The following is a 23,867-nucleotide window of genomic DNA, read 5'->3' on the forward strand; positions in this document are numbered from 1 at the left end:
AGTCCCGGCCGTGTCCATTTTCTCGATCAGGAAGCTCAACCAGGTCTACGGCGGCGCGCAGCCGGTGCATGCATTGCGCGATATCGATCTCGAGGTCGGCGAAGGGGAGTTCGTCGTCCTGCTCGGCCCCAGCGGCTGCGGCAAGAGCACGCTGCTGGAGATCCTGGCCGGCTTGCAGCGCCCCACCAGCGGCCAGGCGCTGTTCGACGGCCGTCCCATCGCCGGCCCGTTCCCCTCGGTAGGCGTGGTGTTCCAGGATGCTTCGCTGCTGCCCTGGCGCACCGTTGCGCGCAATGTCCAGCTGGGCCTGGAAATCCGGGGGCGGGACAAGGCCTGGCGCAGGCAGACGGCGGATGCGTACCTGGAATTGGTCGGCCTGGCCGGCTTCGGCGACAAGTATCCGCACCAGTTGTCGGGAGGCATGCGGCAACGCGCGGGCATCGCGCGAGCTTTGGCCAACGAGCCCGGCGTGCTGCTGATGGACGAGCCGTTCGGCGCCGTGGACCACATCACGCGCATCAAGCTGCAGGAGGACCTGATCCGGATCTGGCAGGCCCATCGCCGTACGGTGGTGTTCGTCACGCACGACGTGGGGGAGGCGGTGTTCCTCGCCGACCGCATCGTGCTGCTCTCGCCGCGGCCCGGAGAGGTGTTCGAGACCTTCCGCGTGGGCGCGCCCCGGCCGCGTCGTCGCGGCGATCTTGCGCTCCTGAAGCTGGAAGCCGCGATCTACGACGCCCTGCATGCCATCGACCACGACGCGTCGCCAGCCAGGGCGCCCCTGCGCGCCCTGGCGGCGGCGGGTTGACCCGCCACCGTTTCCCGCCATGTCCGCATCCATCGACTCCTCCACGTTGCCTGCGCCCCGCTCCGGCATGCGGCTCGCCTATCTGCATCGCGCGGCCGAGCCCGCCGGTGATCTTGCCGCACGGCTCACGCGCCTCGCGCTCGAGGTCGAACGCGCCGGTTTCGACTTCCTGCTGTTCGACGACGAACCGAAGGCCGGAGGCCCGGTGCCGGCCGCACGCCTCGACCCTTTCACCGCGGCGTCGTTCGTAGCGACCCGCACCCGGCACCTGGGCCTCGCCGTCACGGCCGATGCCGCCTACTACGAACCGTTCAACCTGGCGCGCCTGACCGCGTCGCTGGACCACATTACGCACGGCCGCGCGGCGCTCAACCTGACGCTCGATCCGGCGCGGTCGGCGGCGGCCAATTTCGGCGTGCGTCATCGCGCGGCCCCCGAGGACGGGCAGCGCCATGCCGAAGAATTCCTGCATATCGTGCGCAGCCTCTGGGACAGCTGGGAAGACGACGCCTTCATCCGCGACAAGGAAACCGGCCGTTTCGTCGACGGGACCAAGATCCACGCCATCGCCCATCGCGGCGAGCACTTCCAGGTCCAGGGACCCCTGAACGTGGCGCGTCCGCCGCAGGGGCAATTGCCGCTCGTGCACGTCGAGCGTTCCGCCGCGACCCGGGAATGGGCGGCAACCGAGGCCGACGTCGTCATCGTGGCCGAGCCGGACGAGGCTGGCGCGCGATCGGCTCGCGCAGCCCTGCGCTTGGGGGCCGCCGACGGCGGACGGGATGCCGATGCCCTCGCCGTGCTGGCCCGGGTGGTGCCCCTGGTAGGGACGAGCCCGTCCGAGGCGGCCGACCTGCACGCGCGATGGGCGCCCCTTTTGCCCGCCGGCATCGTGGCGGCGGGGACGGCCGGGGAGGTCGCGGATCGCCTCCATGGGTGGGTCGAACAAGGCGTCGCGGATGGCTATGCGGTGCTGCCGGCGCCCGTGGCCGGCCAGTGGCCGCGTTTCGCCGAGGCCGTGCTGCCCGAACTGGCGCGCCGCGGCGCCATCGGGCCGGCGCCCGGCGTGGGCGCCACCCTGCGCGAGCGCCTGGGCCTGGCGCGCCCGGCCAACCGCCATGCCGCTGCGCCAACCCTTTCCGGACAAACGACATGAGCACGACAAACCGCCGCCTGCACCTGGGCCTGATGTTCTGGGCCACCGGCACCCACGCCGCCGGGTGGCGGCTGCCAGGTTCGAAAGAGGATGCCGCCTTCGACATCGAGTTCCTGCAGCACGTGACGCAGATCGCGGAACGCGCCAGGTTCGATTTCCTGTTCCTGGGGGACCGGCTGGCCACCGATCCCAGGCTGCAGCGCACCAATCCTTCGCAGATGTCCCGCCTGGAGCCCTTTACCGCCGCCGCCAGCCTGGCGGCGGCCACTTCGCGCATCGGTATCGTGGTCACGGCCAATCCGACCTATTACGACCCCTACACCGTGGCGCGGCTGATCGGTTCGCTCGACCACGTCAGCGGCGGACGCGCCTCGTGGAATATCGTGACGGGCGCGGACGACATCGCCGCGGCCAACTTCAGCCGCACCGAGCATTGGGAGACCCAGAAGCGCTACGACTGGGCCGACGAATTCGTAAGCGTGGTCAAGGCGCTGTGGGACGGCGCTCCCTCGGAGGTGCACCCGGCCGGCCTGCCGCTGCGGCACGAGGGTGCGCATTTCCGCATTGAAGGTCCGCTCGACGTCCCGCGCCTGCCGCAGCGGCACGCGGTCATCCTGCATGCCGGTACCTCGGACCGATCGCGCGAACTCGGCGCCCGCGAAGCCGACGTCATCTTCGCCGGCCAGCCGGACCTGCCGTCCGCGCAGGCCTATTACGCGGACATCAAGGCACGCGCCCGCCGCCACGGGCGCGGCGAGCACGAGATCGCCATCCTGCCCGGCCTCACGCCCATCGTGGCGGCCACGACCGAAGAGGCGGTCGCCATCTACGATCGCCTCAATGCCTTCCTGCCCCTCGATCCGGAGGACGCGGTGGGCGAGGTCCGCAAGGGCGGGCTGGGCCGCGGCCGCCGCCGCAACCTCGGCGCATTGTCCGACGTCCTGGGCGTGGACGTGCGCGGCAACGGCTACGGCGAGGCGGTCGCGCCGGGGCTGTATGCGCGCGTATCCGATGCGGGACGGCAATTGATCGATGAAACCGCGCGCCGCACGCGCCGGACGCTCGAGGGCGGTGCGCGCCGCATCACCTACCGCGACCTCATCGATACCGCCGGCGCGATGGGCGCCGTCGTCGTGGGCAATCCGGAAGAGGTCGCCGATTTCATCCAGTCGTGGTTCGATGCCAGGGCGGCGGATGGTTTCAACATCTTCCCGGCCTACGTGCCGGGCGCGGTGGAGGCGTTCGCGGAACTGGTGGTGCCGGTGCTGCAGCGGCGCGGCCTGTTCCGCCTCGATTACGAAGGGCCGACCTTTCGCCATCACCTGGGCCTGGACCTGCCCGCCCCGCGACTGCCGGAGGCTGCCTGACGAGGATCAGGCGCCACGGCCGGATAGGCTCAGCGCCGCAGCCGGTCCAGCGCCTCGTCCACGGCGGGAGGCTGGGCCGCATCCTTGTAGACGTCGAGCCGCCGGTAGATGTCCGCCGCCGCCAGGTGAAAGCCCGAAGGCAGGCCGGCGGCGTGGAACGTGGCGGCGATCTCTTCCATTTCCCCCACCCAGCGCCAGGCCTTTTCCGCCTTTTGCGCGACCTCTTCCGAGCGCGCGGGCGTCTGCGGGCTCGACAACTGCCATTCGGCAAGCAGCGCCGCCTCCACGCCTTCGTGCCGGGCCAGGGCCCGGATGCCGCCGAGCAGGGCGGTGGCGCCTTTGCTCCAGGCGGCATAGCAGATCTTCAGCGCCGATGCGCTGCCAGCCGGGCCGTCCAGGGCGATGGCTTCCAGCGCGCTGCCGGCGAACAGGGCCGCGGTCTCGGCCGCCTTGCCGCCGGCGAGGTACAGCCGTGTGCTGCCCGGTTTGCGCGGCGGCTGGCCGATGATGCCGCCATCGACAAAGTCCGCGCCGCCGGCCCGCACCGCTTCCTCGATCTGGCGGACCGTGGCGGGCGAGACGGCGTTGGCATCGACGAAGACGCCCGCGTACCGGTTTTCGGCCACGGCGCGCGCCAGTTCGAGCGCGTTGTGAGGCGGACAGACCGAAATGGCGATGTCCGCGTCCCGCAGCGCGGCCGCCATGTTTTCCGCGTCTTCCAGGCCGGCGGCCTGCGCCCGCCGCGCGGTGGCGGCGCTGCGGCCGGCGGAACTCCAAAGTACGCGATGCCCGCGCGATACGAGGCAGGCGCCTAGGGCTGCGCCCATGGCGCCGGGATGCAGGAGGGCGATGGTTCGGCTCGGCATGGCATGTCCTGGGAAGTGGGAAAGCGGGCGTGACCGCTTCTTTCCCGCATGTTAACGCCGCCCGGCCTGCCGCGGCGGCCGGTGGCTACAATGGCGCCAGTATCCCCGCAGCGAAGGTTCGCCATGAACGATTCCCAGCACAAGCTCTCCATGACGATCCTGATGACGCCCGACATGGCCAACTTCTCGGGCAACGTCCATGGCGGCACGATCCTCAAGTACCTCGACCAGGTCGCCTATGCCTGTGCCAGCCGCTATGCGGGCCGCTACGTGGTCACGCTGTCGGTGGACCAGGTCGTGTTCCGCCAGCCCATCCACGTCGGCGAGCTGGTCACCTTCTACGCCTCGGTCAACTACACCGGCAGGACCTCCATGGAGATCGGCATCAAGGTGGTGACCGAGGACATCCGCAGCAAGACGGTGCGCCACGCCAACAGCTGTTATTTCACGATGGTGGCCGTGGACGACGCCGGCGTGCCCGTGCCGGTGCCGCCGCTGGAGCCGCAGACCGAGGAAGAGCGCCAGCGCTTCGAGGCCGCGCAACTGCGGCGCGAGCTGCGGCAGGAAATGGAGCGGCGTCACCAGGCGATCAAGGAGCGCACGGCCGGGCAGGCGCAGGGCTGAGCAACGTTAACGGGCCCGGTCCATGCGCTTTGCGCATTTGGCCGGGCAAGCGGAATCCCCTACTATTTCCGGTTCCGTCCCACTCCGTTCGAGGCAGCCATGACTCATCGCGCGCTCGGCACCACCGGCCTGCAAGTATTTCCCATCACCTTCGGCGGCAACGTCTTCGGTTGGACGCTCGACGAGGCGGCCTCGTTCCGCATCCTCGACGCGCTGGCCGGCCGCGGCATGAATTTCATCGACACCGCGGACGCCTATTCGCGCTGGGTGCCCGGCAACCAGGGCGGCGAGTCGGAAACCATTATCGGCAACTGGTTCAAGCGCACCGGCAAGCGCAACAGCGTGATCCTCGCCACCAAGGTGGGCAAGCCCGCGCTGGGCAACCCGGGCGGGTTGTCGGCGGCCTATATCGAAAAGGCGGTGGAGGGTTCGCTGCGCCGCTTGCAGACCGACTACATCGACCTCTACCAGGCCCATGACGACGACGCCGATACGCCGCTCGAAGAAAGCCTGGCGGCGTTCGACAAGCTGGTGCGGGCCGGCAAGGTCCGCGCCATCGGCGCATCCAACTACACCGCGGCCCGCTTCCAGCAAGCCCTGGACGTGAGCCAGGCCAACGGCCTGGCCGCCTATGCCACCCTGCAGCCCGAGTACAACCTGGTCGAACGCCAGGCGTTCGAGACCGAACTGGCGCCGGTGGCGCTGAAGAACCGGATCGCGGTCATCAACTACTACGCCCTGGCCAGCGGTTTCCTGAGCGGCAAGTACCGCACGGCGGCCGACCTCGAAGGCAAGGCCCGCGGCGGCCGCGTCGCCTCATACCTGAACGAGCGTGGCCTGCGTATCCTGGCGGCGCTGGACGAGGTGGCGGCGCAATACCGGTCCACGCCCGCCGCGGTGGCCCTGGCCTGGCTGTTGCACCAGCCGGCGGTGACGGCTCCCATCGCCAGCGCGACGTCCGAGGCGCAACTCGATTCGCTCGAGGCCGCGGCGCATCTCGCGCTGGGGCAGGAGGCCCTGGACCTGCTGACGCGGGCCAGCGCCTACTAGGGCGTATTCCCCCGGGTCTTCGGTCCGGAAGGCCGGCCGCCTGAGCAGGCGGCCGGCATCGAAGCGCCACGGCACCCCGCCATCGCGTTCGTTGTGCATTGTTTGCGAATCGTTTCGCGGCTTATACGTAGACTCGGTGCGACGTAGTTCCGTCCTGGCGCATCGAATTCCATGAACGACCGAATTGGCGAGTTGGCCGAGCCGCACGTGGCAGGCCCGCTTTGCGATCTGGGTTTGCTCGCCCAAGCGGCGGTGGACGCGCATCGCATCTCACCCGGGGGGTACGTCCGGCACGTGGACGCGGACCTGCCTGGCCATCCGCTGCTCGTGCGGGGGTATGGGGAGGACGTGTTTTCGCTGGTCGCGGCCTCGATCGCCTGTGTCGCCCGCTGGCCCGGCGTGAACCGGCGCATCGTGGTGGGCGCCCGGCCGAGTTTCGAGCGCGTGGAGCTGTTCGTGGGCCATGGCAACAGCATCGGCAGCTACCCGACCCTGCCCATGAGCCTGGACGACCTCGAGCGAGCGGACGGCATCGCGCCTTTCGAAGCCATGCGCGGCCGCATGATGCGGTTGCTGGATACGCTCAACGCCACGCTGGTTCTCGGCTGCAATACGGCCCTGGACGCGCTCGCGCTGTCCATCGCCTTTCCGGGCGTGTCCGGCCGGTCCACGCACCGGCCGTTTCCGTCCCTCGCCAGGAAAGACCAGGCGAATCGATAGCTATTGCACCGCCGGCGCGCGGTCCGTGCCCAGGCGCACGCCCGCCGGCGCGTTTTTGGCAGATGCCGTGCGGCCCTTGCGTTTCCTGGCCCAGATGACCACCCCGGTCACGCTCAGCATGGCCACGGTCAGGCCGAGCAGCGACACCAGGATGCGGCCCGGGATGCCGAGGATGCGGCCCGAGTGGAGCGGGAACTGCGCCTGCATGAAGATGTCGCCCGCGCTGCCGGTGCCCGGGATGTGGGCGCCCAGCGGCTTGCCGTCCTTTTCGTCGAAATACAGCCAGGTGTTGCCCAGGCCGCCATCGCCGTGGTCGTTGCCCGGCTCGTAGAAGCCGACGCCGTAGATGCCCTGCAAGGCCCCATAGAACACGCCCCCGGCCGGCTCGGCGATGTCCAGGCGCCGGGCCTCGGCCCTGGCCAGCTCGACGATCTGCGTGCGCTGCAGGGCGGGCATGATGGGCTCGTCGAGCGGCCGCATGGGCCGCGTCTCGAACGGCGTCGGCGTCAATGGCGAGATCATGTTGACCACGGGCCGCACCACCTCGGTGTTCAGGTTCAGCGAGATCGAGGTGACCGCCAGCAGCAACAGCAGGCCCCACAGCCAGACGCCGCCCGAACGGTGCAGGTCGAAATTGAGCGCATAGCCCCCCTTGCGCAGCCGGAACGCAAAGGACTTGCGCCAGGTGCGCCAGGACGGAAACGACAGGTACAGGGCGATGAAGCAATCGAGGAACCATGCGATGCTGACGAACCCCATGAACCACATGCCGAGCTCGACGCCGTTCACGTTGGGCAGATGCATGGTGTAGTGCAGCTTGTACAGGAAGGGCAGCAGGTTCTCGCGGCTGAGGGAGATCGCGCCCCACTCGCGCTTGCCCTGGATCTGGCCGGTGACCGGGTCGAGCGCGACCTGGTTGAAGCCGAGGTCGTAGGCCTTGCCGGTGGAGGGATCGATGCGGCCCGTGACCGATACCAGCAAGGCATGGCCGGGTTCGACCTCCAGCGGACTGAAGGTGACCATGACGCGCGGATCCTGGGCCTCCAGCCTGGCGATCAAGGTCTCGACCGGCAGGGGGTCGCCCTGGGTGGCCGGTTCGTACAAATGCGGGTTGAGCCAGGCGTCCAGCTCGTGGTCCCACGAGATGAAGGCGCCGGTCAGGCCGGCGATGAACAGGAAAACCGCCACGCTGAGGCCTATCCAGCGGTGCAGCAGAACTCCGAATTTGCGCAGCATGAGCATGCATCGCCGCCGGGCCGCGGCGATTCCCCGAGTCTTTTGATGATGGGGAATGATAACGCGAATTAGTCTCAATAAAGGGCGGGATAAAAAGACGGGGCATCAGCCCCGTCCCGTCAGGCCTTCTGCACCGAGTGGTTCAGGCAGGTCTCCACGCGCCAGCCGTACAGCCACTGCATCGCGTCGTAGTACTGCTCCTGGGTGCGGCCCACCCACAGCGAGTTGCGCACCAGGCGCTCCACGCCCTTGGCATGGTAGAGCGTGCCCATGGCGCGGGTGGAGAGCACCACGCGGGCCGTGCGCGTGATGCGCGAATTCTCGTACAGCCGGAACGCCGCTTCCAGGTCGCCCCGGCAATGGCGCACGGCCGCCCCCAGCGTGGCTGCGTCCTCCAGCGCCATGCAGGCGCCCTGCGCCAGGTATTGCGTCATCGGATGCGCGGCGTCGCCCAGCACGGTGGCGCGGCCATGGCCCCAGCGCGGCTGCGGGTCGCGGTCGGCGGTGGCCCAGCGCTTCCACGAGGTCGGTCGGTGCAGCATCTGGTGCGGACGGGGGTGGATGCCCTCGAAGTAGGAAAGCACTTCTTCCTTGCTGCCTTCGCGCACCCCCCAGACCTCGGGCTCGCGGCTGTGGAAAGTCACGACCAGGTTGTACTGGTGCCCGCCGCGCAGCGGGTAGTGCACCAGGTGGCAGTTCGGGCCAGCCCATACCACCGGGGCGTTGATCTTCAGGTCTTCGGGCATGTCGGCCTCCTCGACCACGGCCCGGTAGACGACGTGGCCGGTGACCTTGGCCTCGTCGCCGATCAGGGTGTCGCGGATGACCGACTTGACGCCGTCTGCGCCCACCACCACGTCGGCCGTATGGCGTCCGCCCTGGTCATCCACCACGGTCGCCTTGCCGTCGCCCAGTTCCAGCGCCCGCACCCGGGTCGAGGTCTTGAAGCGGATGAGCGGATGGACCTGCACCGCTTCCAGGATGGAAAGGTGGATGTCGGCGCGGTGGATGACCGCATAGGGATTGCCGAAGCGCTTGCGGAACGCCTCGCCCACCTCGAAACCGCCGACTTCGGTGGCATCCACGGCGTCCATCATGATGAGCCGTTCGGTGAAGACGGCGCGGCGGCGGGCGGCCTCGCCCACGCCCAGCGCGTCCAGCGCGGCGAAGGCGTTGGGGCCGAGCTGGATGCCCGCGCCGATCTCGCCGATGGTGGGGCTCTGTTCCAGCAGCTCGACCGCCACGCCTTCCTTGGCCAGTGCCAGGGCGGCCGCCAGGCCGCCGATGCCGCCACCGACGACGATGGCGGTTGCTTGGGTTGCTGTAGTCATTGGAGTGGCGCCTCGCACATGTGGGGATGGATGGCCGCCATCTTAGTGAGCCGGCGCGCTTGACTCCATGGAGCGCTATCGATAGGCTGAATCGATATACTCGATATAGACGGCATTGAGAATTGGAAAATATCGATACGAAACTGTTGCGGGTGTTCGACGAAATCCGCCGCACCGGCAGCGTATCGGTGGCGGCCGAGCGCATGGGCATGAGCCAGTCCACCATGAGTTTCTTCCTGGCCAAGCTGCGCGAGGTGTTCGGCGATCCGCTGTTCGTGCGCACGCCCGCCGGCATGGAGCCGACCGCCCGGGCGCTGGAGCTCGAAAACCGGGTCGCCGCCGCGCTGGCCGCGATGCAGGCCCTGCTGGAGCCGCCCACCTTCCTGCCGGAAGCGTCCGACCGGGTATTCCGGTTGAGCATGACCGACATCAGCCATATCGTGTTGCTGCCGCGCATCGTGAACCACCTGCGCGAGGTCGCGCCCGGCGTGCGCATCGAGGTCCAGCGCATCAGCCCCGATACGCCGGCCCACATGGCAAGCGGCGAAGCGGATCTCTCGATCGGCTTCATGCCGCAGCTCGATGCCGGGTTTTATCGCCAGCGGCTGTTCGAGCAGGACTTCGTGTGCGTGGCCGGGCCCCGCCATCCGCGCATCCGCAAGGCCTTCACGCGCGCCGATTTCGCGCGCGAAGGTCATATCGACGTGTCGCCTTCGACCACCAGTCAATTGATCGTGGAGCAGGCCATACGGCGCGCCGGGCTGGCGCGGCAGGTCGTGCTGCGGCTGCCGAGCTACCTGGGCCTGGCCGCCGTCATCGCGCAGACCGACCTGGTCGCCACCGTGCCCCGGCTGCTGGGCGAGATCGTCGCCCGTCAGGAAGGGCTGCGCGTCCATGCGCCGCCCATCCCCATCGAACACTATGGCGTCAACCAGTACTGGCATGCGCGGTACCACCGCGATCCCGGCCACGCCTGGCTGAGGCAGACCCTGGCCGAATTGTTTCTGGAGAGCGGCGCACCGCCGCCCGGCAGCCTCAGCCGGACGCGCCCTCGGTCTTCTCGGCGTGAGGATTCACCATGACGATGGGCGCGGTCGCCACCGCCACGCAGGGCAGGATGAAGCCTTCCTCCTTTTCGCGCGCGCTCAGCCCCGGCCATTCGACCAGGTAGCGGACGCTGCCGCTTTCCATCCTGGAATAGCAGGTGCGGCATGTGCCGTTGCGGCAGATGCTGGGCAGCCGGATGCCGGCGCGGCGCGCAGCCTGGAACAGGCTCTCGTCCGGCCCGGCGGTGAAGGTCCATTGCTGCGGTTCCAGCGTCACGACGTGGCGCTGGGACGTGTTTTCGGGGGAATCGGGCGACGAAGAACTCACGGCATGGCAGAGTAGGAGTGCCCGCCCGGCGGCGGGACAGGGTCAGCCGGATGCTAGCATCCCGCCCCGCATTTCCGCGAACGGGCGAGTTTCGCAAGGGTCATGCCTTGAAACACATGCTCTCCGGGGCGCGAGTACACTGCGGCTTCGATCGGCAACCAGCGAACGGGGGCAACGACGCGCATGCAGCCGTGGGATATCGCGTCCTACCGGTTCCGAGGCAAGCGGCGCCTGGATGAAGAGGCCACCGCGGATGCCTTGCGACGCAGCGAGCACCGGTACCGTCTGCTGTTCGAGTCCATCGACCAGGGGTTCTGTGTCGTCCAGATGCTGTTCGACGGCGACAAGCCGGTCGACTACCGTTTCCTCGAGGCGAATCCCGCTTTCGAGACCCATACCGGCCTCAGGCACGTGCTGGGCAAGCGCATGCGCGAGCTCGCGCCCGGCCATGAAGAGCACTGGTACCAGATCTACGGCGACGTCGCGCTGACCGGCCGGCCCGCCCGTTTCGAGCATCGGGCCGAGGCGCTGGGCCGCTGGTTCGACGTCTATGCCTTCCGCCTGGGCGAGCCGGAGGATGCCACGGTCGCCATCCTGTTCAGCGACATCACCGAGCGCTACATGATGGAGTCGCAGCGCGAGCAGCTGCTGGAAGCCGAGCGCGCGGCGCGGCGGGATGCGGAGACCGCCACCCGCATGAAGGACGAATTCCTCGCCACGCTGTCGCACGAGCTTCGCACGCCGCTGTCGGTCATCATCGGCTGGAGCCAGTTGCTGCTCAAGCGCGCCGATCCGAACAACGAGCAGCAGCGCAAGGGCCTGGCCAACATCCTGCAGAGCGCCCGCACGCAGGCCACGCTGATTTCCGACATGCTGGACATGAGCGCGATCTTCCTGGGCAAGGTCAAGCTCGACCTCGAGCCGCTGGACGGCTTCGAGCACGTGGCGCGCGTGGTGCAATCGAGCGAGCCCTCCATGCAGGGCAAGGGGATACGGCTGGAGTTCCAGCACAGCTTCGAGGTCTGCCTGGTGCTGGCCGACGCCACGCGGCTGCAGCAGATCCTGTGGAACCTGCTTTCCAACGCGATCAAATTCACCCCGCCCAATGGCCGTATCAGCATTGCGGCCCGTAACACCGGCTCGCGGTTCGAGGTGTCGGTGGCCGACAGCGGCGTGGGCATCGAGCCCGACTTCCTACCTCACCTGTTCGACCGTTTCCGCCAGGCCGACGGCTCCACGTCGCGCCGCTACGGCGGGCTGGGGCTGGGCCTGTCCATCGTCAAGCAATTGGTGGAGATGCATGGCGGCGAGGTCTGGGCCGAAAGCGAAGGCCTGAATCGCGGTGCCTGCTTCACCGTCAGCCTGCCGGTCTACCGGTCGCCGCTCATCGCCACCGAGGCGGGCGAGATCCATGGCGAGAAAGGCGACCTGCTGCATGCCGACAGCTTGGCCGGCCAGCTCATCCTGGCCGTGGAAGACCAGCCCGACGTGCTGGAATATCTCATCTACCTGCTGAGGGAATACGGCGCGGAGGTCACCGGCGTGACCTCGGCCTACGCGGCGCTCGAGGAACTGGCCGAACGTGGTCCCGACTTCTATACCGTGCTGGTGGCCGACATCGGCATGCCGGGCATGGACGGCTACCAGTTGATCGAGACCGTGCGCAAAGGCATGGGGGTGGACGCGAAGAGATTGCGGGCGGTGGCCGTTACCGCCCTGGCCCGCGACGACGATCGCCGCCGCGCGCTCGCCAGCGGCTTCCAGACCCACGTGACCAAGCCCTATCGCGCGGCGACCCTTATCGCCGCCATACGCGGCAGCAGCGAAGGCGCCGCCCCCGCGGACGAAGGCGGCGCCGCGGGGCAGTCCTAGATTGCGTCGCAGGCCTGCGCGAAATCGCCGAGCAGGTCTTCCGGGTCCTCGATACCCACCGACACGCGGATCAGCGAATCGGCAATGTCCATCTCGCGCCGCCGCTCCGGGCCCATTTCCCAATAAATGGTCTGCGCCACCGGTATGGCCAGGGTGCGGTTGTCACCCAGGTGCGTGGCGGAGATGACGATGCGCAGCAGGTTCTGGAAGCGGACCGGATCCAGCCCGTCCTGCAGCTCGAAGCTCAGCAGGGCGCCGCCGCGCTTGAACAGCGCCCGGGCGCGTTCGTGCTGCGGATGATCCGGCAGGCTGGGGTGGTAGACCCGCTTGACCTTGGGATGGGCGGCCAGTTGCGCGGCCAGCGCGGCCGCCGTGGCACAGGCCCGCTCCATGCGCAGGCTGAGCGTTTCGGCGCCCGCGGCGATGCGGTGGGCGGCTTCCGAACCCAGCGTCGCGCCCATGTCGCGCAAGCCTTTCTTCTTGATCTGCTGCAGCCCCTGCATGGCCGGCTTGACGCCGCGGTAGGCGGGATTGATGTTGGGATAGGCCGTCCAGTCGAACAGGCCCGTATCGGTAACCGTGCCGCCCAGCGCGTTGCCATGGCCGCAGATGTATTTGGTGAGCGAATTGATGCTCAGGTCCGCCTGGACCGCCTTGGGGCGGAACAGGTAGGGCGAGGTCATGGTGTTGTCCACCACGTACAGCACGCCCTTGGCCTTGCACAGTGCGCCGATCTCGGCCAGCGCGGCGACCTGGGTGCGCGGGTTGGCGATGGTTTCGACGAATACGAGCCGCGTATTGGGGCGCAGCGCGCGTTCGACGTTGGCGACCTCGGTGGCGTCGACGAAGTCCACCTCCACGCCCAGGCCCTTGAGCGTGGCGAACAGGCTGTTGGTGTTGCCGAACAGAAAGCCGCTGGAGACGATGTGGTCGCCCTCGCGCAGCAAGGTCGTCAGCACCGCGGCGATGGCCGCCATGCCGGTTGCGAACGAGACCGTGCCGATGCCGTCTTCCATGTCGGTGATCTTGGTCTCCAGCGCCGCGGTCGTCGGATTGCCCTGGCGGCCGTAGGAATAGCCGGGGTTGCGGCCCTGGAATACGTCGACCAGCGTCTGCGCGTCTTCGTAGCCGAAGGCGGAGGCGGTGTGCATGGGTTTGTGCAGCGCGCCGTGTTCGACGGAGGAGCGGCGGTCGCTGTGCAGGATGCGGGTAGTGAAGCCTTGGGACATGATCGGGATCGTCGAGGGAGATTTGCGGTCATTCTAAACCTTGCCCGGCTTGCGGCGACCCGTGCGGGGAATCCGGGTATCCAGCGCGCGCAGGCGGTCGGCGACGACTTGCTTGAGCAGATGGGTGAGCGTGGCGGCGACAATCGATCGGGGCGCGGGGCGGCGATAGACGGCCGAGAACGCCATCGAGATCGTGGGCGTGAATGGCCGGATGGCGACCGTGGACGTCTGGGAGCCGATGATGGCGATGGGATCGATGACGGCGATTCCCACTCCCCGGCTCACGTAGCCGATGACGGAGGAGGAGTGCATGGTCTCCACGCGTATGTTGGGCTTGACGCCGGCTTCCAGCATCGCGCCGTTGAGCTGCATGCGCTGATGGCTGCTCTGCCCCAGCGCGATGAAATCCTCGCCGTCCAGGTCGTTGATCGAAATCTGCTTCTTTCCCGCCAGCCTATGGTCCTTGGGCATGACGCAGACCGCCTGCGTTGCCGGAAAGGGGTCGTGCTCCAGGCCTCCCAGGTCCGGCGGCGGCGACGCGAACGCAATGTCCAGCTGCGCATGGCGAAGCATGGAGATGAGATTGATCGAACTGTCGGGATGGACCGAGACGACGACGTCGGGATGGTGCCGCAGCAACAGGCCGATGGCTTCGGGAAGGCAATGCGAGGACAGGTTCGGCATGGCGCCCACGTGCAGGTAGCCCGCCGTCGAAAGACGGATCGCGCGGGCCGCTTCGCGGATCCGCTCGGCGCCGGAGAAGTGTCGCTCCACTTCCCTGTATAGCTGATGCGCCGCGTCGGTCGCGATGATTTGCACGCCCTGCCGCTGGAACAACGCCAGCTTCAGCTCGTGCTCGAGGTCGTGGACCAGGCGCGAGACCGCCGGTTGCGAAATGGACATCAAATGCCCCGCGCCTGTCATGCTGCCGGTCAGCATGACGGCGCGGAATGCTTCTAGCTGGCGGAAGTTCAGCGGGCGTGGCAAGGCAGCGAAGAGGTCATCGGGGCGCGGACAGGGCCGATGATACTTCGAAGGCGGAGTCGTCGACAGGCGCGACGCAGGTCTCGAGCAACCGTCCGTAGCCTTGCGGCGCATCGCCGAGGCCCAGGCGACGCAGGCATGCCCAGAAGCAGGCCTGATTGCTGGTGATGACGGGCTTGCCGAGGTCCCGCTCCAGCGCCGCGATCACCCCGAGCGAGGCCAGGTTGGTGCAGGAAATGAAGACGGCGTCCGCCTCCGGCCGGTCGACCATGCGGGCCAGCCGATAGATGGCCTCGGGTGGAACGCGTCCGATGCCACGCCGTTCCTCCTGGGTTTCGCCCAGTCCGAGTCCTTGCAATGAGGTCACCTGGAACCCGTACTCCTCGAGGAATTCCCGCTCGCGGCGGTTGACGAATTCCACGTAGGGCGTCGCGACCGCCACCCTTCGGACACCGAGCGCCCGCAGCGCGGCGACGACCGCGCCCGCGGCGGCCAGGGCAGGCTTGCCGGTGCGCGCTTGCATGTCGGAGACGAGCTCGGACATCGGGCACATGAACGAGCCCGACGTGCAGCCATAGGCGACGATGTCGATCTCGGCGGTGGCCAGCTGCTCGGCGGCTGCACCGACGGCCTGCGCCATCGCGACGTAGGATTCCTGGGTCGCGTGGCCCAGCAGCAGCGCCCGGGCGGCGAACACGCCGACGCCCGTGGGCGCCATGCGCCAGAACTCGGGTTCGTTCACCGTATTGGTGGAGGGGACGATCAGCCCGATCTTGGCCTTCCAGCCATAGGGGGCATAAAGGGAAACGGCTTTCATGGATATGTGCTTCTCGGCGTGGGTTTAGTCAAGCTTGATTCCCATGCGGCGGATGAGTTCGCCGTACTTGCGTTCCTCGGACATCAGCACCTCGCCCAGTTCGGCCGGCGTGCCGCCGATCACTTGCGCGCCGGCATCTTCGAGCCGCTTGCGTATCGCCGGCGTCCGCAGTGCCGCGACGATCTCGCGGTTGAGCTGGTCGATGCGCGCAGGCGGCGTGCCCGCGGGCGCCAGCACGGCGCCCCAGGACTCGGCACGGAATCCGGGGTATCCGGCCTCGGCGACCGTGGCCACGTCGGGGAATTGCCGCATCCGCTCCGCGCCCGCAGCCAGCACCTTGAGATTGCCCGCGGCGATGTGCGGCTGCACGGCGCCCAGCGTATCGAAGACGATGTGCGTGCGGCCCGCGATCAGGTCCAGATGCGCGGCTGCGCTGCCTTTGTAGGGCACGTGGGTCATCCTGAGTCCGGCAAGGTCGGCGAACCATTGACCGAAAACGTGGACATTGCTGCCGTTGCCCGCCGAGGCAAAGGCAAGCTGGCCCGGCCGCGCGCGGACATAGGCCACGAGTTCCGGCACGTTGCTCACGGGAAGAGAGGGCGTTGCCACCAGCACCATGGCCGTGCGCGTGGCGAGCGTGACGGGCGCGAAATCCTTGATCGGGTCGTATGGCAGGTCGGGCATGAGCGCGCGCCCGAACACGTGCGAACTGACCACCAGCGCCAGCGTGTTGCCATCGGCGGGGGCTTTCGCCACGAGCGCCGTGCCGATCGTGCCGTTGGCGCCCGGCTTGTTCTCCACGACCACGGGCTGCTGCAGGCGCGCGGCCAGGTGGTCGGCAAGCAGCCGGGCCGTGATGTCGGCCAGTCCGCCGGCGGCGTAAGGCACGACGATACGCAACGGGCGGGGACCCGAAGGCGCCGGCGCCTGGGCGTGGACGGCGCCGGATGCGCCGAGCGAGGCGAGCAGGAAGGCGAGCACGCGCCTGAGCGATGCGGACATGTTGAACTCCTGAGAGGGGGGAATCAATGATCCAGGGTGCCGTGGGACAGCCCGCGGTCGGGCTGCGCGATGTTGACGCGGACCATGTCGCGCAGCAGCTGGATGATCGCCATCGAGCTTTCGCCTTCGGTGCCGTCCACGATGAAGCGCGACGTGCAATAGCGCATCTCCCAGCCGCCGGCATCCAGGCACGCCCGCAGGATGTCGCGTTCGATGGCCGGGGTGTGCAGGACGTCGAGCCGGCGGCACAGGAAGGCCAGCATGGCGCTCAGGCCGTAGGCCCCCCAGTTGGATATCGAGGCGGGAAGGAAGATGTCGGTCGGGACTACGGTCGGGACGCCGGCGCCACCCGGGTACTGGCATCGGCGGCCATACGGATGGAAGTCCTTCATGAACGCGAAGATCCGTCCGAAGCCTATCTCGTTGCCGTTGTCGCCGATCCCGATCGACAGGACGCGGCGCTCGGCGGCCAGCTCGAAGAGCGGGGCGAGGTCGATGCAATGTTCCGGACGCACGCCGGTGGAGTAATGGATCACACCCTGCTCGTTGGGGCCGAGGCGCTCGACGGCCAGGATGGCGCTCGGGCGGTACTCGTCGAGCAGGGCGGCCGCCCATGCCCGCACCTCGTCCTGCCGCTCGGGCGAGACGGCGAGCGCCGCGCCCATCCGGCGGTCGCGGCATAGTTCATAGTCGCGCACCATGATGCCCGCGGCCCGGCTGCTGGCCACGACCGGCGGGGCATGACAGGGTTCGGTCACGAATACCGGTACCGCCCGCAGCCCCCAGAACAGCGCGTGGGCCAGTGCCGCCGCGCCGGGCGGCCCGTCGCTTTCGCCGTTCGGCGCCTCGGGCGCGTAGCCGGCTCCCGTCACGATCAGGACCCGATCGCCGGGCCGCACTCTTTCGACCAGGGCTTGCGCGGCGCGCGCGCTGATCGGCCTTCCGCCGCCTTCCGCGCGCGCCTGCTCGTAGATCCTGCCGATGATGTTGTGATTCATTGCGCGATTGCGCATTTCGACCGTGACGAGACGGTCCACATATTCGCCGATGATGTCCGGCATCGAACGCTCCGGGATGGCTCTGGATTAGACTTGAGCCATTCTGTGTCGTCCCGCGCCCGGCCGCATAATCGAATTCTCGGCGCCATCGATAAGCGAATGTTATGAAGAGCGGCGGCGAGTGCCGCTTGCCGGCGGGTCTTCCGGTTCTGCGTCCTTCACCATGAATATTCCGTCCATTCCCGTGCTGCGCGCCTTTATCGAGGTTGCCCGGTGCAACAGTTTCACCCGCGCGGCCGATACGCTGTGCCTGACCCAGAGCGCCGTCAGCAAGCAGGTCCAGACGCTGGAGGAACAACTGGGCTGCCGGCTGTTCGTGCGTTCGGGGAAAACCTTGGCGCTGACGCCCGCCGGGCACGCGTACCTGGCGCATGCGAACGACGCGCTGGCCATGCTCCAGGAAGGCCGTGCGATCGCGCAGGAGGTGGCCGGGGAGAAGGCGCCCGCCTCCGCGGTCGAGATTTCCGCATCGCCGGCCTTCGCTTCGTACTGGCTGATCCCGCGCCTGCCGGGTTTCCGCGAGCGGGCGCCCGGCACGCGGCTGATCGTTCGTCCCCGGCTACCGGATTTTTCGCCCGTCACCGAGCGCTTCGATCTGGAGGTCCGGGTGGGAGCGGGGCGATGGCCCGACGCCCGCGCCATTCGTCTGCTCGGCCGGGAAATGGCGCTCGTGGCCAGTCCCGAACTGCTGGGGGACACGCGTGCCACGCTGCGGCAGCTTCAGGGCCTGCCCGTGCTGCATCGTGCGCAGCGCGGCTATGACTGGCGGGAATGGAGCGCAAGCGCGGCACCAGGCTGGAACCCCCGTGCCGGCGCGGGATTGCTGTTCGAAGGGTTCTCCGTCCTGATTCCGGCGGTGGTTGCCGGGCTGGGCGTGGCCATATGCCCGCTCTTCCTCGTGCTCGACCAGCTCGAGGCCGGCCGCCTGGTGCGGCCCCTGGGAGAGTGCGTGCGTACCCGGTACGCCTATCACGCCGTGCTGCCTACGGGCGCCAGCCATGGCGCGGCCCGCGACCGCTTCCTGGACTGGATGCTGGTCGAGTCCGAGACGACGCAGATGCGCATACAAAAGCACCTGGATTCGTGGCATTCCATGGAGGAATGAGGGTCCTGAAGTTTTCGTTTGACCCCTCCCGGACGTGAACTTAATGTGGCGCCTCTCTTTCTACCGGGCGTCCACGACATGCGTGCCTTTTCCTCTCGCCGCCTTTTCCTGGCCGGCGCGGCCTGCGCCGCGGCGGCGGCTTCCGTTCCCGCTCTTGCCGACTCCTATCCTTCAAGGCCGATCGAGTTCGTCGTGCCGTACGCGCCGGGCGGCGCCTCCGATATCGTCGTGAGGGCGCTGGCGCCGCACTTGCAGAAGCAGCTCGGCGTATCGGTAGTGGTCATCAATCGCGCCGGGGCGAACACGGCCATTGCCGCCACCCAGCTGGCACGGGCCACTCCGGACGGGTACACCATCATGCTGGCCGACGCGGCCCTGGTGCTCAATGCCGCGGTACGCAGTTCCTCGCCGGGATACGACGTGGCGAAGGATTTCACCCCGATCGTCCAGGTCGGGGCCGCGCCGCTGGTGCTGTTCGTCCCGGCCTCGGGCGCGGCGGACCTGCCGTCGTTCCTCAAGCAGGGGCGCGACCGTCCCATGAACGTCGCCAATGCCGGCCCCGGTTCGCTGGGCCACCTGGCCGCCGAGCTGCTCCAGCTGCGCACGCAGACGACGCTGGTGAGCGTGCCTTATCGCGGATCGGGGCTCGCGCTCAACGAGACCATCGCGGGCCAGGTCGATGCCACTTTTACCAGCACGGCTTCGGGCATGCCGCTGGTCAAGAGCGGTCGCCTGCGGGCGCTTGCCGTCGCGGCGCCGCAGCCCATCAAGGAGTTTCCCGACATCCCCACGTTCGCGCAATTCGGCGTGCAAGGCGTCCATGTATTGAACTGGTGGGGCGTGGTCGCGCCGGCCGGGCTGCCCGCCGACATATCGGCCCGCATCGCGAAGGCCGTGGAATCGGCCATGCGCGAGCCGGCCATCGTGGAACGCTTCGCGGCGCTGGGAATCTCGCCGTCGGCGCGCGATGCGGGAGCCTTCGCAGGCATGATGAGCAAAGACCTTGCTGCCTGGCGCGATGTCGTCGCGCGGGCCGGCATCAAAGTGGATTGATGGATTGCGCCGACAGGCGTTCGTGCGAACAAGGAGGACATGAGAAATGAGCGGTGTGCTGACGCGTCTGACGGCGGCGGACGGTTTCGAATTCGACGGCTACGTGGCCCGGCCGGCGGGCGCGCCTCGCGCCGGGGTCGTCATCCTGCCCGAGATATTCGGCGTGAACAGCCATATCCGCAGCGTCGCCGACCGGTACGCGGGGTGGGGATACCTGGCCGTGGCGCCCAGCGTCTTCGACCGTGTGGAGCCGGGATTGGACCTGGGGTATGGCGAGGACGACGTGCGCAAAGGGCAGGCGCTGATGCGGCGCGTCGACTGGGACGACGCGCTGAAGGACATCGAGGCCGCCGGCCGCCTTGCGGCCGAAGCGGGCAAGGTGGGCATCGTCGGTTTCTGCTGGGGAGGCACCGCGGCCTGGGTGGCGGCGGGACGCGGCACGGGATTCGCATGCGCGGTCTCATACTACGGCAACGCGATTCCCACCGTGCTAGAGCCTACGCCGCGCATTCCCATGATGCTGCACTGGGGCGAGCACGACCACCTGGTATCCAAGGAGAAGATGCTGGAGCCCGGCCGCGCCGCTCCCGCGGTAACCGTCCACTTCTATCCCACCGGACATGGCTTCAACTGCGACCAGCGCGATCTTTATCACGCGGAGTCGGCGGCCCAGGCCCAGCAGCGCACGCTGGCGTTCCTCGAAGAGCACCTGGCATGACGGCAGGCGAAGCGAGAGGCGGCGCGGAGACGGAGCGGGCGGCATTCGACGAGATCGGCAGGCACCTTCGTCACGACGAGGAGCTGTGGACCGATTTCGAGGCCTTGTGCCGGCACGGCGGACGCCTGGCAGGCACCGCGAGCGAGCGGGCCGCCCAGGACTGGTGCGAACACCAGTTGGCCGCCTTCGGCACGGTGTCGCGCGAGCCGACATCCTATGCCGGATGGCGGTGCGACCATGCCGCATTGACGCGCCAGCCCGATGGCCTGCCGCTGGAGGCGGTTCCCCTGCTGGGAACGGCGTTCACGCCGCCGGAGGGGCTGGACTTGCCGGTGCTCGACCTGGGACGGGGGACGCCCGACATGATCGATGCCGCGGGCGATGCCGTCCGCGGACATGCGGTCATGGTCCGGCACGAGTATCCCTTTTCCTCCCAGACCGTTCACCGGCGCGTCAAGCTCGCCGCCGCACAGCGAGCGGGGGCGGCCGCCTTGCTGGTCGTCCAGCCGGAAGCAGGGATAGGTCCGGTGTCGGGCTCTTCGGGGCGGGCGGGCGGTCCGGGCATTCCCGCCATGGGCATTTCCGCCGAGGCTGCGCGGGCGCTGCAGGTTTCGGGCGCGCGTGTCCGCCTCGCCATCAGCGGGGAAGACCTGCCGCAGGCACGGACCGACACCCTGGTGCTCGACCTGCCGGGCGGCGAAGGCCGCCAAGCCGAAGAGCGCGTGGTGCTGTCCGCGCACATCGACGGCCATCCGCTGGCCGAGAGCGCCCTGGACAACGCGACGGGCGTGGCGGCGGCGATTGCGCTCGCCCGCGCATTCGCGCCCCGCATGCACGCCATGCGCCGAGGCCTGACATTGTGTCTGTTCAGCGCGGAAGAATGGGCCCTGAACGGTTCGCGCGAGTGGCTGGCGGCCCTGCCCGAGGCCCGGCGCGCGGCCATGGCGCTCAACGTCAACCTCGATTCGCTGGCGGGATCCGCCCGCCTGACCGCGCTGACCTCGGGATTCGATCGCCTGGGCGAATTCGCCCGGGCGGGCGCACGGCTGGCCGGCGGCGACCTGGGCGTTCATCTGCCGCTGATGGCCAACAGCGACCATGCGAATTTCGCGGCTTGCGGCATTCCCGCGCTGCGCCTGATCGCGGGATTCGACGAGCCGGACAGCGCGCTGCGCCTGCTGCTCACTCCCGCTGATACGAGAGCGCTGGTGGACGAAAAACACTTGCGCAACGCCACCCTCCTCGCAGCCGGCGTACTGTGGCGCGCCCTGCGCGCAGATAGCCTGGCCAGCCTGCGCGATCGCGCGGGCAAGGAGGCGGCATGAGCGCGCCCGCCCGGCCGCCCGAAGGGGGCGCGTCCTCCCCCGGGGAGGATGTCGCGCAGCGACAGGAGGGTGGTCCAGTTAGCGCGCCCGCCCGGCCGCCCGAAGGGGGCGCGTCCTCCCCCGGGGAGGATGTCGCGCAGCGACAGGAGGCCACACCGGTGCGTCCGCGCGGTTCCGTCGTCGTGCTGGGCGCGGGTCTGGTGGGACTTGCCTGCGCCCACGCCTTGCAACGCGATGGGTTCACCGTGACGGTGGTCGATCGCGGAGGCGTCGGGGAGGGGGCGAGCTTCGGCAATGCCGCCCACATCGCCATCGCTTCCATCATTCCCCAGTCGACGCCAGGCATTATCGGGCAGACGATCCGGTTGTTGAAGGACCCCGCGGGTCCGCTCATCGTCCGGCCCGGCTATGCCGCCCGGCACCTGCCCTGGTTCGCCCGCTTCGTCGCACAGGGAACGGCCGAGCGCGCGCGCGCCGGAACCCACGCCATGGCCGCGATGATGGCGCAAGCCTGGGACGCCTGGCAGCCCGTGCTGGAAGACATCGGCGGCGGCGAGCTGGTGCGCCAGTCCGGCGCATTGCACGTCTTCGGCTCGCAGGCGGCATTGCGGGCTGCGCAGGCCGCCTACGACCTGCGGCGCAGCCTCGGGGTGACGTGCACGCCTGTCGATCTCGAACAGGCGCGGACCATGGAGCCCGCGCTCACCGAGCAGGTAGGCGCCGTCGTATGGATACCCGGGATGGGCTATGTGACCGACACGCTGGCTTTGGCGCGGCGCCTGGCCGAGCGTATCGAATCGCGCGGCGGCCGCATCTTGCGCGCGGAGGCGACGGGCGTGGACGCCCGCGGCGTGCGCACGAAGGAGGGACGGCTCGACGCAGACCGCGTGGTGCTGGCCGCCGGCGCATGGTCCCATCGGCTGGCGCGCGGACTGGGCGTGGACATCCCCTTGGTCTCCGAGCGCGGCTATCACGTCATGCTGGCTCCGGGCAGCAGCCCGCTACGCATGCCGGTGTTGATGGTGGAGCGCAAGGTCGCGCTGACGCCCATGGCGGCGGGGATCCGGATGGCCAGCGTGGCGGAGTTTGCGGCGGCAGATGCCCGGGCGGACCATGCGCGGGCGGAGCGGGTGTTCCGCGGACTGGAGCGGTTCGTCCAGGGCCTGGACGCCGAGCCGGTTTCTAGATGGGTCGGCCCGCGCCCGTCCGTGCCCGACAGCCGGCCCATCCTGGGGCAGGCGCCCGGGGCGCCCCATGTCCTGCTCGCCTATGGACACGGACATCTGGGCGTCACTTTGGCGGCGTTGACGGGGCGCGTGATCGCCGACGTCGCGAGCGGCCGCGACCCGGGCATAGACATGCGCGCGGTCGCCCCGCTCCGGAGCGCGCGGCTCAGGTAGCGGGGAAGGCATGTCGGATTTGCTCTTGCTGGCGGCGGCCTGCGGCGCGGGCATGCTCAACGCCGCGGCGGGCGGCGGGAGTTTCCTCACGCTGCCCGCCCTGGTCGCGGTGGGCTTGCCTGCGTCGGTGGCGAACGCCACCGGCACCGTCGCCCTGCTGCCGGGCTACCTGACGGGCGCCTGGGCATTGCGGCGGGACATTGCGCAGTCCGAGCCGGGCTCGCTCGCGTTTCTCTCGGCCATCGCCCTGGCGGGCGGGAGCGCGGGAGCGTTGCTGCTGCTCTGGACGTCGGGCGGCATGTTCCGGAGTCTCGCGCCGTGGCTGCTGCTGTTCGCCACGGTCGTGTTCCTTTGCGCACCCGTCATGCCGAGGGCGGCGCGGGGCCAGGTTCTGTCTTCCGCGGGCACGGCGGCGGGCCTGGGCGCCGTGAGCCTGTACGGCGGCTATTTCAACGGCGGCATGGGCATCATGCTGCTCGCCCTGTTCGGCATGTCGAAACACCGCAGTTTCAGCGCCATCAACGGAATCAAGAACCTCCTTTCGGGAGTGCTGACCGTGGTGGCGGCCATCGTGTATGCGGCGGGTGGTCTTGTCGAATGGCGCGAAGCCGCGGTGATGGCCGTCGGCGCGACGGCGGGCGGGTTTCTCGGGGCGCGGCTGGCGCGCCGCGTGCCGGCCGCCTGGATGCGGGCCGTCGTGGTCGCGGTGGGCGTCGTGATGAGCGCCTTCATGTTCCTGAAGGCCTGACGCACGGGCTCCGGTCCCTGGCGG

23 protein-coding genes are annotated in these 23,867 nt (G+C 68.8%); 14 read left to right on the plus strand and 9 right to left on the minus strand.

Annotated features, from left to right (window positions below; translation table 11 throughout):
- Nucleotides 1-10: 10 nt before the first annotated feature.
- The 3 genes from CDO44_RS24360 to CDO44_RS24370 are packed head-to-tail and all read left to right on the plus strand — an operon-like array spanning nt 11 to nt 3,331.
- Entirely contained in the window at nt 11-808 is a 798-nt protein-coding gene (locus CDO44_RS24360; protein WP_087782818.1) for an ABC transporter ATP-binding protein, read from the plus strand.
- A 19-nt stretch (nt 809-827) separates the two neighbouring features.
- Nucleotides 828-1,964 carry an LLM class flavin-dependent oxidoreductase gene (locus tag CDO44_RS24365; RefSeq protein ID WP_158213424.1) on the plus strand — a complete coding sequence of 379 codons (1,137 nt, stop codon included), beginning with the start codon at nt 828-830 and terminating at the stop codon, nt 1,962-1,964.
- Nucleotides 1,961-3,331: an NtaA/DmoA family FMN-dependent monooxygenase gene (locus tag CDO44_RS24370; protein WP_087782820.1), complete on the plus strand. Its 1,371-nt coding sequence runs from the start codon at nt 1,961-1,963 to the stop codon at nt 3,329-3,331. The genes CDO44_RS24365 and CDO44_RS24370 overlap by 4 nt, the downstream gene beginning before the upstream one ends.
- 29 nt (nt 3,332-3,360) lie before the next feature.
- Here CDO44_RS24370 and CDO44_RS24375 read toward each other — a convergent pair whose 3' ends face one another.
- The gene (locus CDO44_RS24375) at nt 3,361-4,197 is read right to left on the minus strand and encodes an NAD(P)-dependent oxidoreductase (RefSeq protein ID WP_087782821.1); all 837 of its coding nucleotides are present in this window, start codon (nt 4,195-4,197) and stop codon (nt 3,361-3,363) included.
- A 123-nt stretch (nt 4,198-4,320) separates the two neighbouring features.
- On the opposite strand from CDO44_RS24375, the gene CDO44_RS24380 reads away from it, so the two are divergent.
- The 3 genes from CDO44_RS24380 (at nt 4,321) to CDO44_RS24390 (ending at nt 6,591) form a co-directional block, all read left to right on the plus strand.
- On the plus strand, nt 4,321-4,821 hold the full coding sequence (locus CDO44_RS24380; protein ID WP_087782822.1) for an acyl-CoA thioesterase: 501 nt from the start codon (nt 4,321-4,323) through the stop codon (nt 4,819-4,821).
- Between the two features lie 99 nt (nt 4,822-4,920).
- Nucleotides 4,921-5,871, plus strand: coding sequence for an aldo/keto reductase (locus CDO44_RS24385; RefSeq protein WP_087782823.1), 951 nt, complete (start codon nt 4,921-4,923; stop codon nt 5,869-5,871).
- 171 nt (nt 5,872-6,042) lie between these two features.
- Nucleotides 6,043-6,591, plus strand: a complete 549-nt coding sequence (locus CDO44_RS24390; protein ID WP_087782824.1) for a hypothetical protein — start codon at nt 6,043-6,045, stop codon at nt 6,589-6,591.
- Here the strand turns inward: CDO44_RS24390 and CDO44_RS24395 are convergent, their stop codons facing one another.
- Together CDO44_RS24395 and CDO44_RS24400 are read right to left on the minus strand one after the other, a co-directional pair.
- Nucleotides 6,592-7,824 (minus strand): PepSY domain-containing protein, encoded by a 1,233-nt coding sequence (locus CDO44_RS24395; RefSeq protein ID WP_087783109.1) that lies wholly within the window; start codon nt 7,822-7,824, stop codon nt 6,592-6,594. It lies immediately after the preceding gene.
- 122 nt (nt 7,825-7,946) lie between these two features.
- Nucleotides 7,947-9,158 carry a 3-hydroxybenzoate 6-monooxygenase gene (locus CDO44_RS24400; protein ID WP_087782825.1) on the minus strand — a complete coding sequence of 404 codons (1,212 nt, stop codon included), beginning with the start codon at nt 9,156-9,158 and terminating at the stop codon, nt 7,947-7,949.
- 122 nt (nt 9,159-9,280) lie between these two features.
- Here CDO44_RS24400 and CDO44_RS24405 point away from each other — a divergent pair, with 122 nt between their 5' ends.
- The gene (locus CDO44_RS24405; RefSeq protein ID WP_198951438.1) at nt 9,281-10,240 is read left to right on the plus strand and encodes a LysR family transcriptional regulator; all 960 of its coding nucleotides are present in this window, start codon (nt 9,281-9,283) and stop codon (nt 10,238-10,240) included.
- On the opposite strand, the gene CDO44_RS24410 is transcribed toward CDO44_RS24405, so the two are convergent.
- Nucleotides 10,194-10,532 (minus strand): 2Fe-2S iron-sulfur cluster-binding protein, encoded by a 339-nt coding sequence (locus CDO44_RS24410; RefSeq protein ID WP_087782826.1) that lies wholly within the window; start codon nt 10,530-10,532, stop codon nt 10,194-10,196. The genes CDO44_RS24405 and CDO44_RS24410 overlap by 47 nt on opposite strands.
- Nucleotides 10,533-10,715: 183 nt before the next feature.
- Here CDO44_RS24410 and CDO44_RS24415 point away from each other — a divergent pair, with 183 nt between their 5' ends.
- Nucleotides 10,716-12,404: an ATP-binding protein gene (locus CDO44_RS24415; RefSeq protein WP_087782827.1), complete on the plus strand. Its 1,689-nt coding sequence runs from the start codon at nt 10,716-10,718 to the stop codon at nt 12,402-12,404.
- Here the strand turns inward: CDO44_RS24415 and CDO44_RS24420 are convergent.
- From CDO44_RS24420 to CDO44_RS24440, 5 genes are read right to left on the minus strand one after another with little or no spacing between them, the layout of a single operon-like run.
- Nucleotides 12,401-13,633: a cystathionine gamma-synthase family protein gene (locus tag CDO44_RS24420; protein ID WP_087782828.1), complete on the minus strand. Its 1,233-nt coding sequence runs from the start codon at nt 13,631-13,633 to the stop codon at nt 12,401-12,403. The genes CDO44_RS24415 and CDO44_RS24420 overlap by 4 nt on opposite strands.
- 33 nt (nt 13,634-13,666) lie before the next feature.
- Entirely contained in the window at nt 13,667-14,731 is a 1,065-nt protein-coding gene (locus CDO44_RS24425) for a LysR family transcriptional regulator (protein ID WP_087782829.1), read from the minus strand.
- Nucleotides 14,634-15,434, minus strand: a complete 801-nt coding sequence (locus CDO44_RS24430) for an aspartate/glutamate racemase family protein (protein ID WP_087782830.1) — start codon at nt 15,432-15,434, stop codon at nt 14,634-14,636. Before CDO44_RS24430 ends, CDO44_RS24425 begins: the two co-directional genes overlap by 98 nt.
- A gap of 24 nt (nt 15,435-15,458) precedes the next feature.
- Nucleotides 15,459-16,436, minus strand: coding sequence for a tripartite tricarboxylate transporter substrate binding protein (locus tag CDO44_RS24435; protein WP_087782831.1), 978 nt, complete (start codon nt 16,434-16,436; stop codon nt 15,459-15,461).
- A 23-nt stretch (nt 16,437-16,459) separates the two neighbouring features.
- A complete protein-coding gene (locus CDO44_RS24440) occupies nt 16,460-17,497 on the minus strand; it encodes a glutamate cyclase domain-containing protein (protein ID WP_087782832.1) in 1,038 nt (345 codons plus the stop codon).
- A 160-nt stretch (nt 17,498-17,657) separates the two neighbouring features.
- Between CDO44_RS24440 and CDO44_RS24445 the strand changes: the two genes are divergently transcribed.
- The 6 genes from CDO44_RS24445 (at nt 17,658) to CDO44_RS24470 (ending at nt 23,843) form a co-directional block, all read left to right on the plus strand.
- The gene (locus CDO44_RS24445) at nt 17,658-18,599 is read left to right on the plus strand and encodes a LysR substrate-binding domain-containing protein (RefSeq protein ID WP_087782833.1); all 942 of its coding nucleotides are present in this window, start codon (nt 17,658-17,660) and stop codon (nt 18,597-18,599) included.
- A gap of 78 nt (nt 18,600-18,677) precedes the next feature.
- Nucleotides 18,678-19,652 (plus strand): tripartite tricarboxylate transporter substrate binding protein, encoded by a 975-nt coding sequence (locus CDO44_RS24450; RefSeq protein WP_087782834.1) that lies wholly within the window; start codon nt 18,678-18,680, stop codon nt 19,650-19,652.
- Between the two features lie 46 nt (nt 19,653-19,698).
- Nucleotides 19,699-20,370: a dienelactone hydrolase family protein gene (locus CDO44_RS24455; protein WP_087782835.1), complete on the plus strand. Its 672-nt coding sequence runs from the start codon at nt 19,699-19,701 to the stop codon at nt 20,368-20,370.
- Nucleotides 20,367-21,695 (plus strand): M28 family peptidase, encoded by a 1,329-nt coding sequence (locus tag CDO44_RS24460; RefSeq protein WP_087782836.1) that lies wholly within the window; start codon nt 20,367-20,369, stop codon nt 21,693-21,695. The genes CDO44_RS24455 and CDO44_RS24460 overlap by 4 nt, the downstream gene beginning before the upstream one ends.
- Complete coding sequence (locus tag CDO44_RS24465) at nt 21,692-23,095, plus strand: FAD-binding oxidoreductase (RefSeq protein WP_087782837.1); 1,404 nt, start codon at nt 21,692-21,694, stop codon at nt 23,093-23,095. The genes CDO44_RS24460 and CDO44_RS24465 overlap by 4 nt, the downstream gene beginning before the upstream one ends.
- 10 nt (nt 23,096-23,105) lie before the next feature.
- On the plus strand, nt 23,106-23,843 hold the full coding sequence (locus CDO44_RS24470) for a sulfite exporter TauE/SafE family protein (RefSeq protein ID WP_087782838.1): 738 nt from the start codon (nt 23,106-23,108) through the stop codon (nt 23,841-23,843).
- The last annotated feature ends 24 nt before the right edge of the window (nt 23,844-23,867 follow it).

This window comes from Pigmentiphaga sp. NML080357 (assembly GCF_002188465.1).
GTDB lineage: Bacteria > Pseudomonadota > Gammaproteobacteria > Burkholderiales > Burkholderiaceae_B > Pigmentiphaga.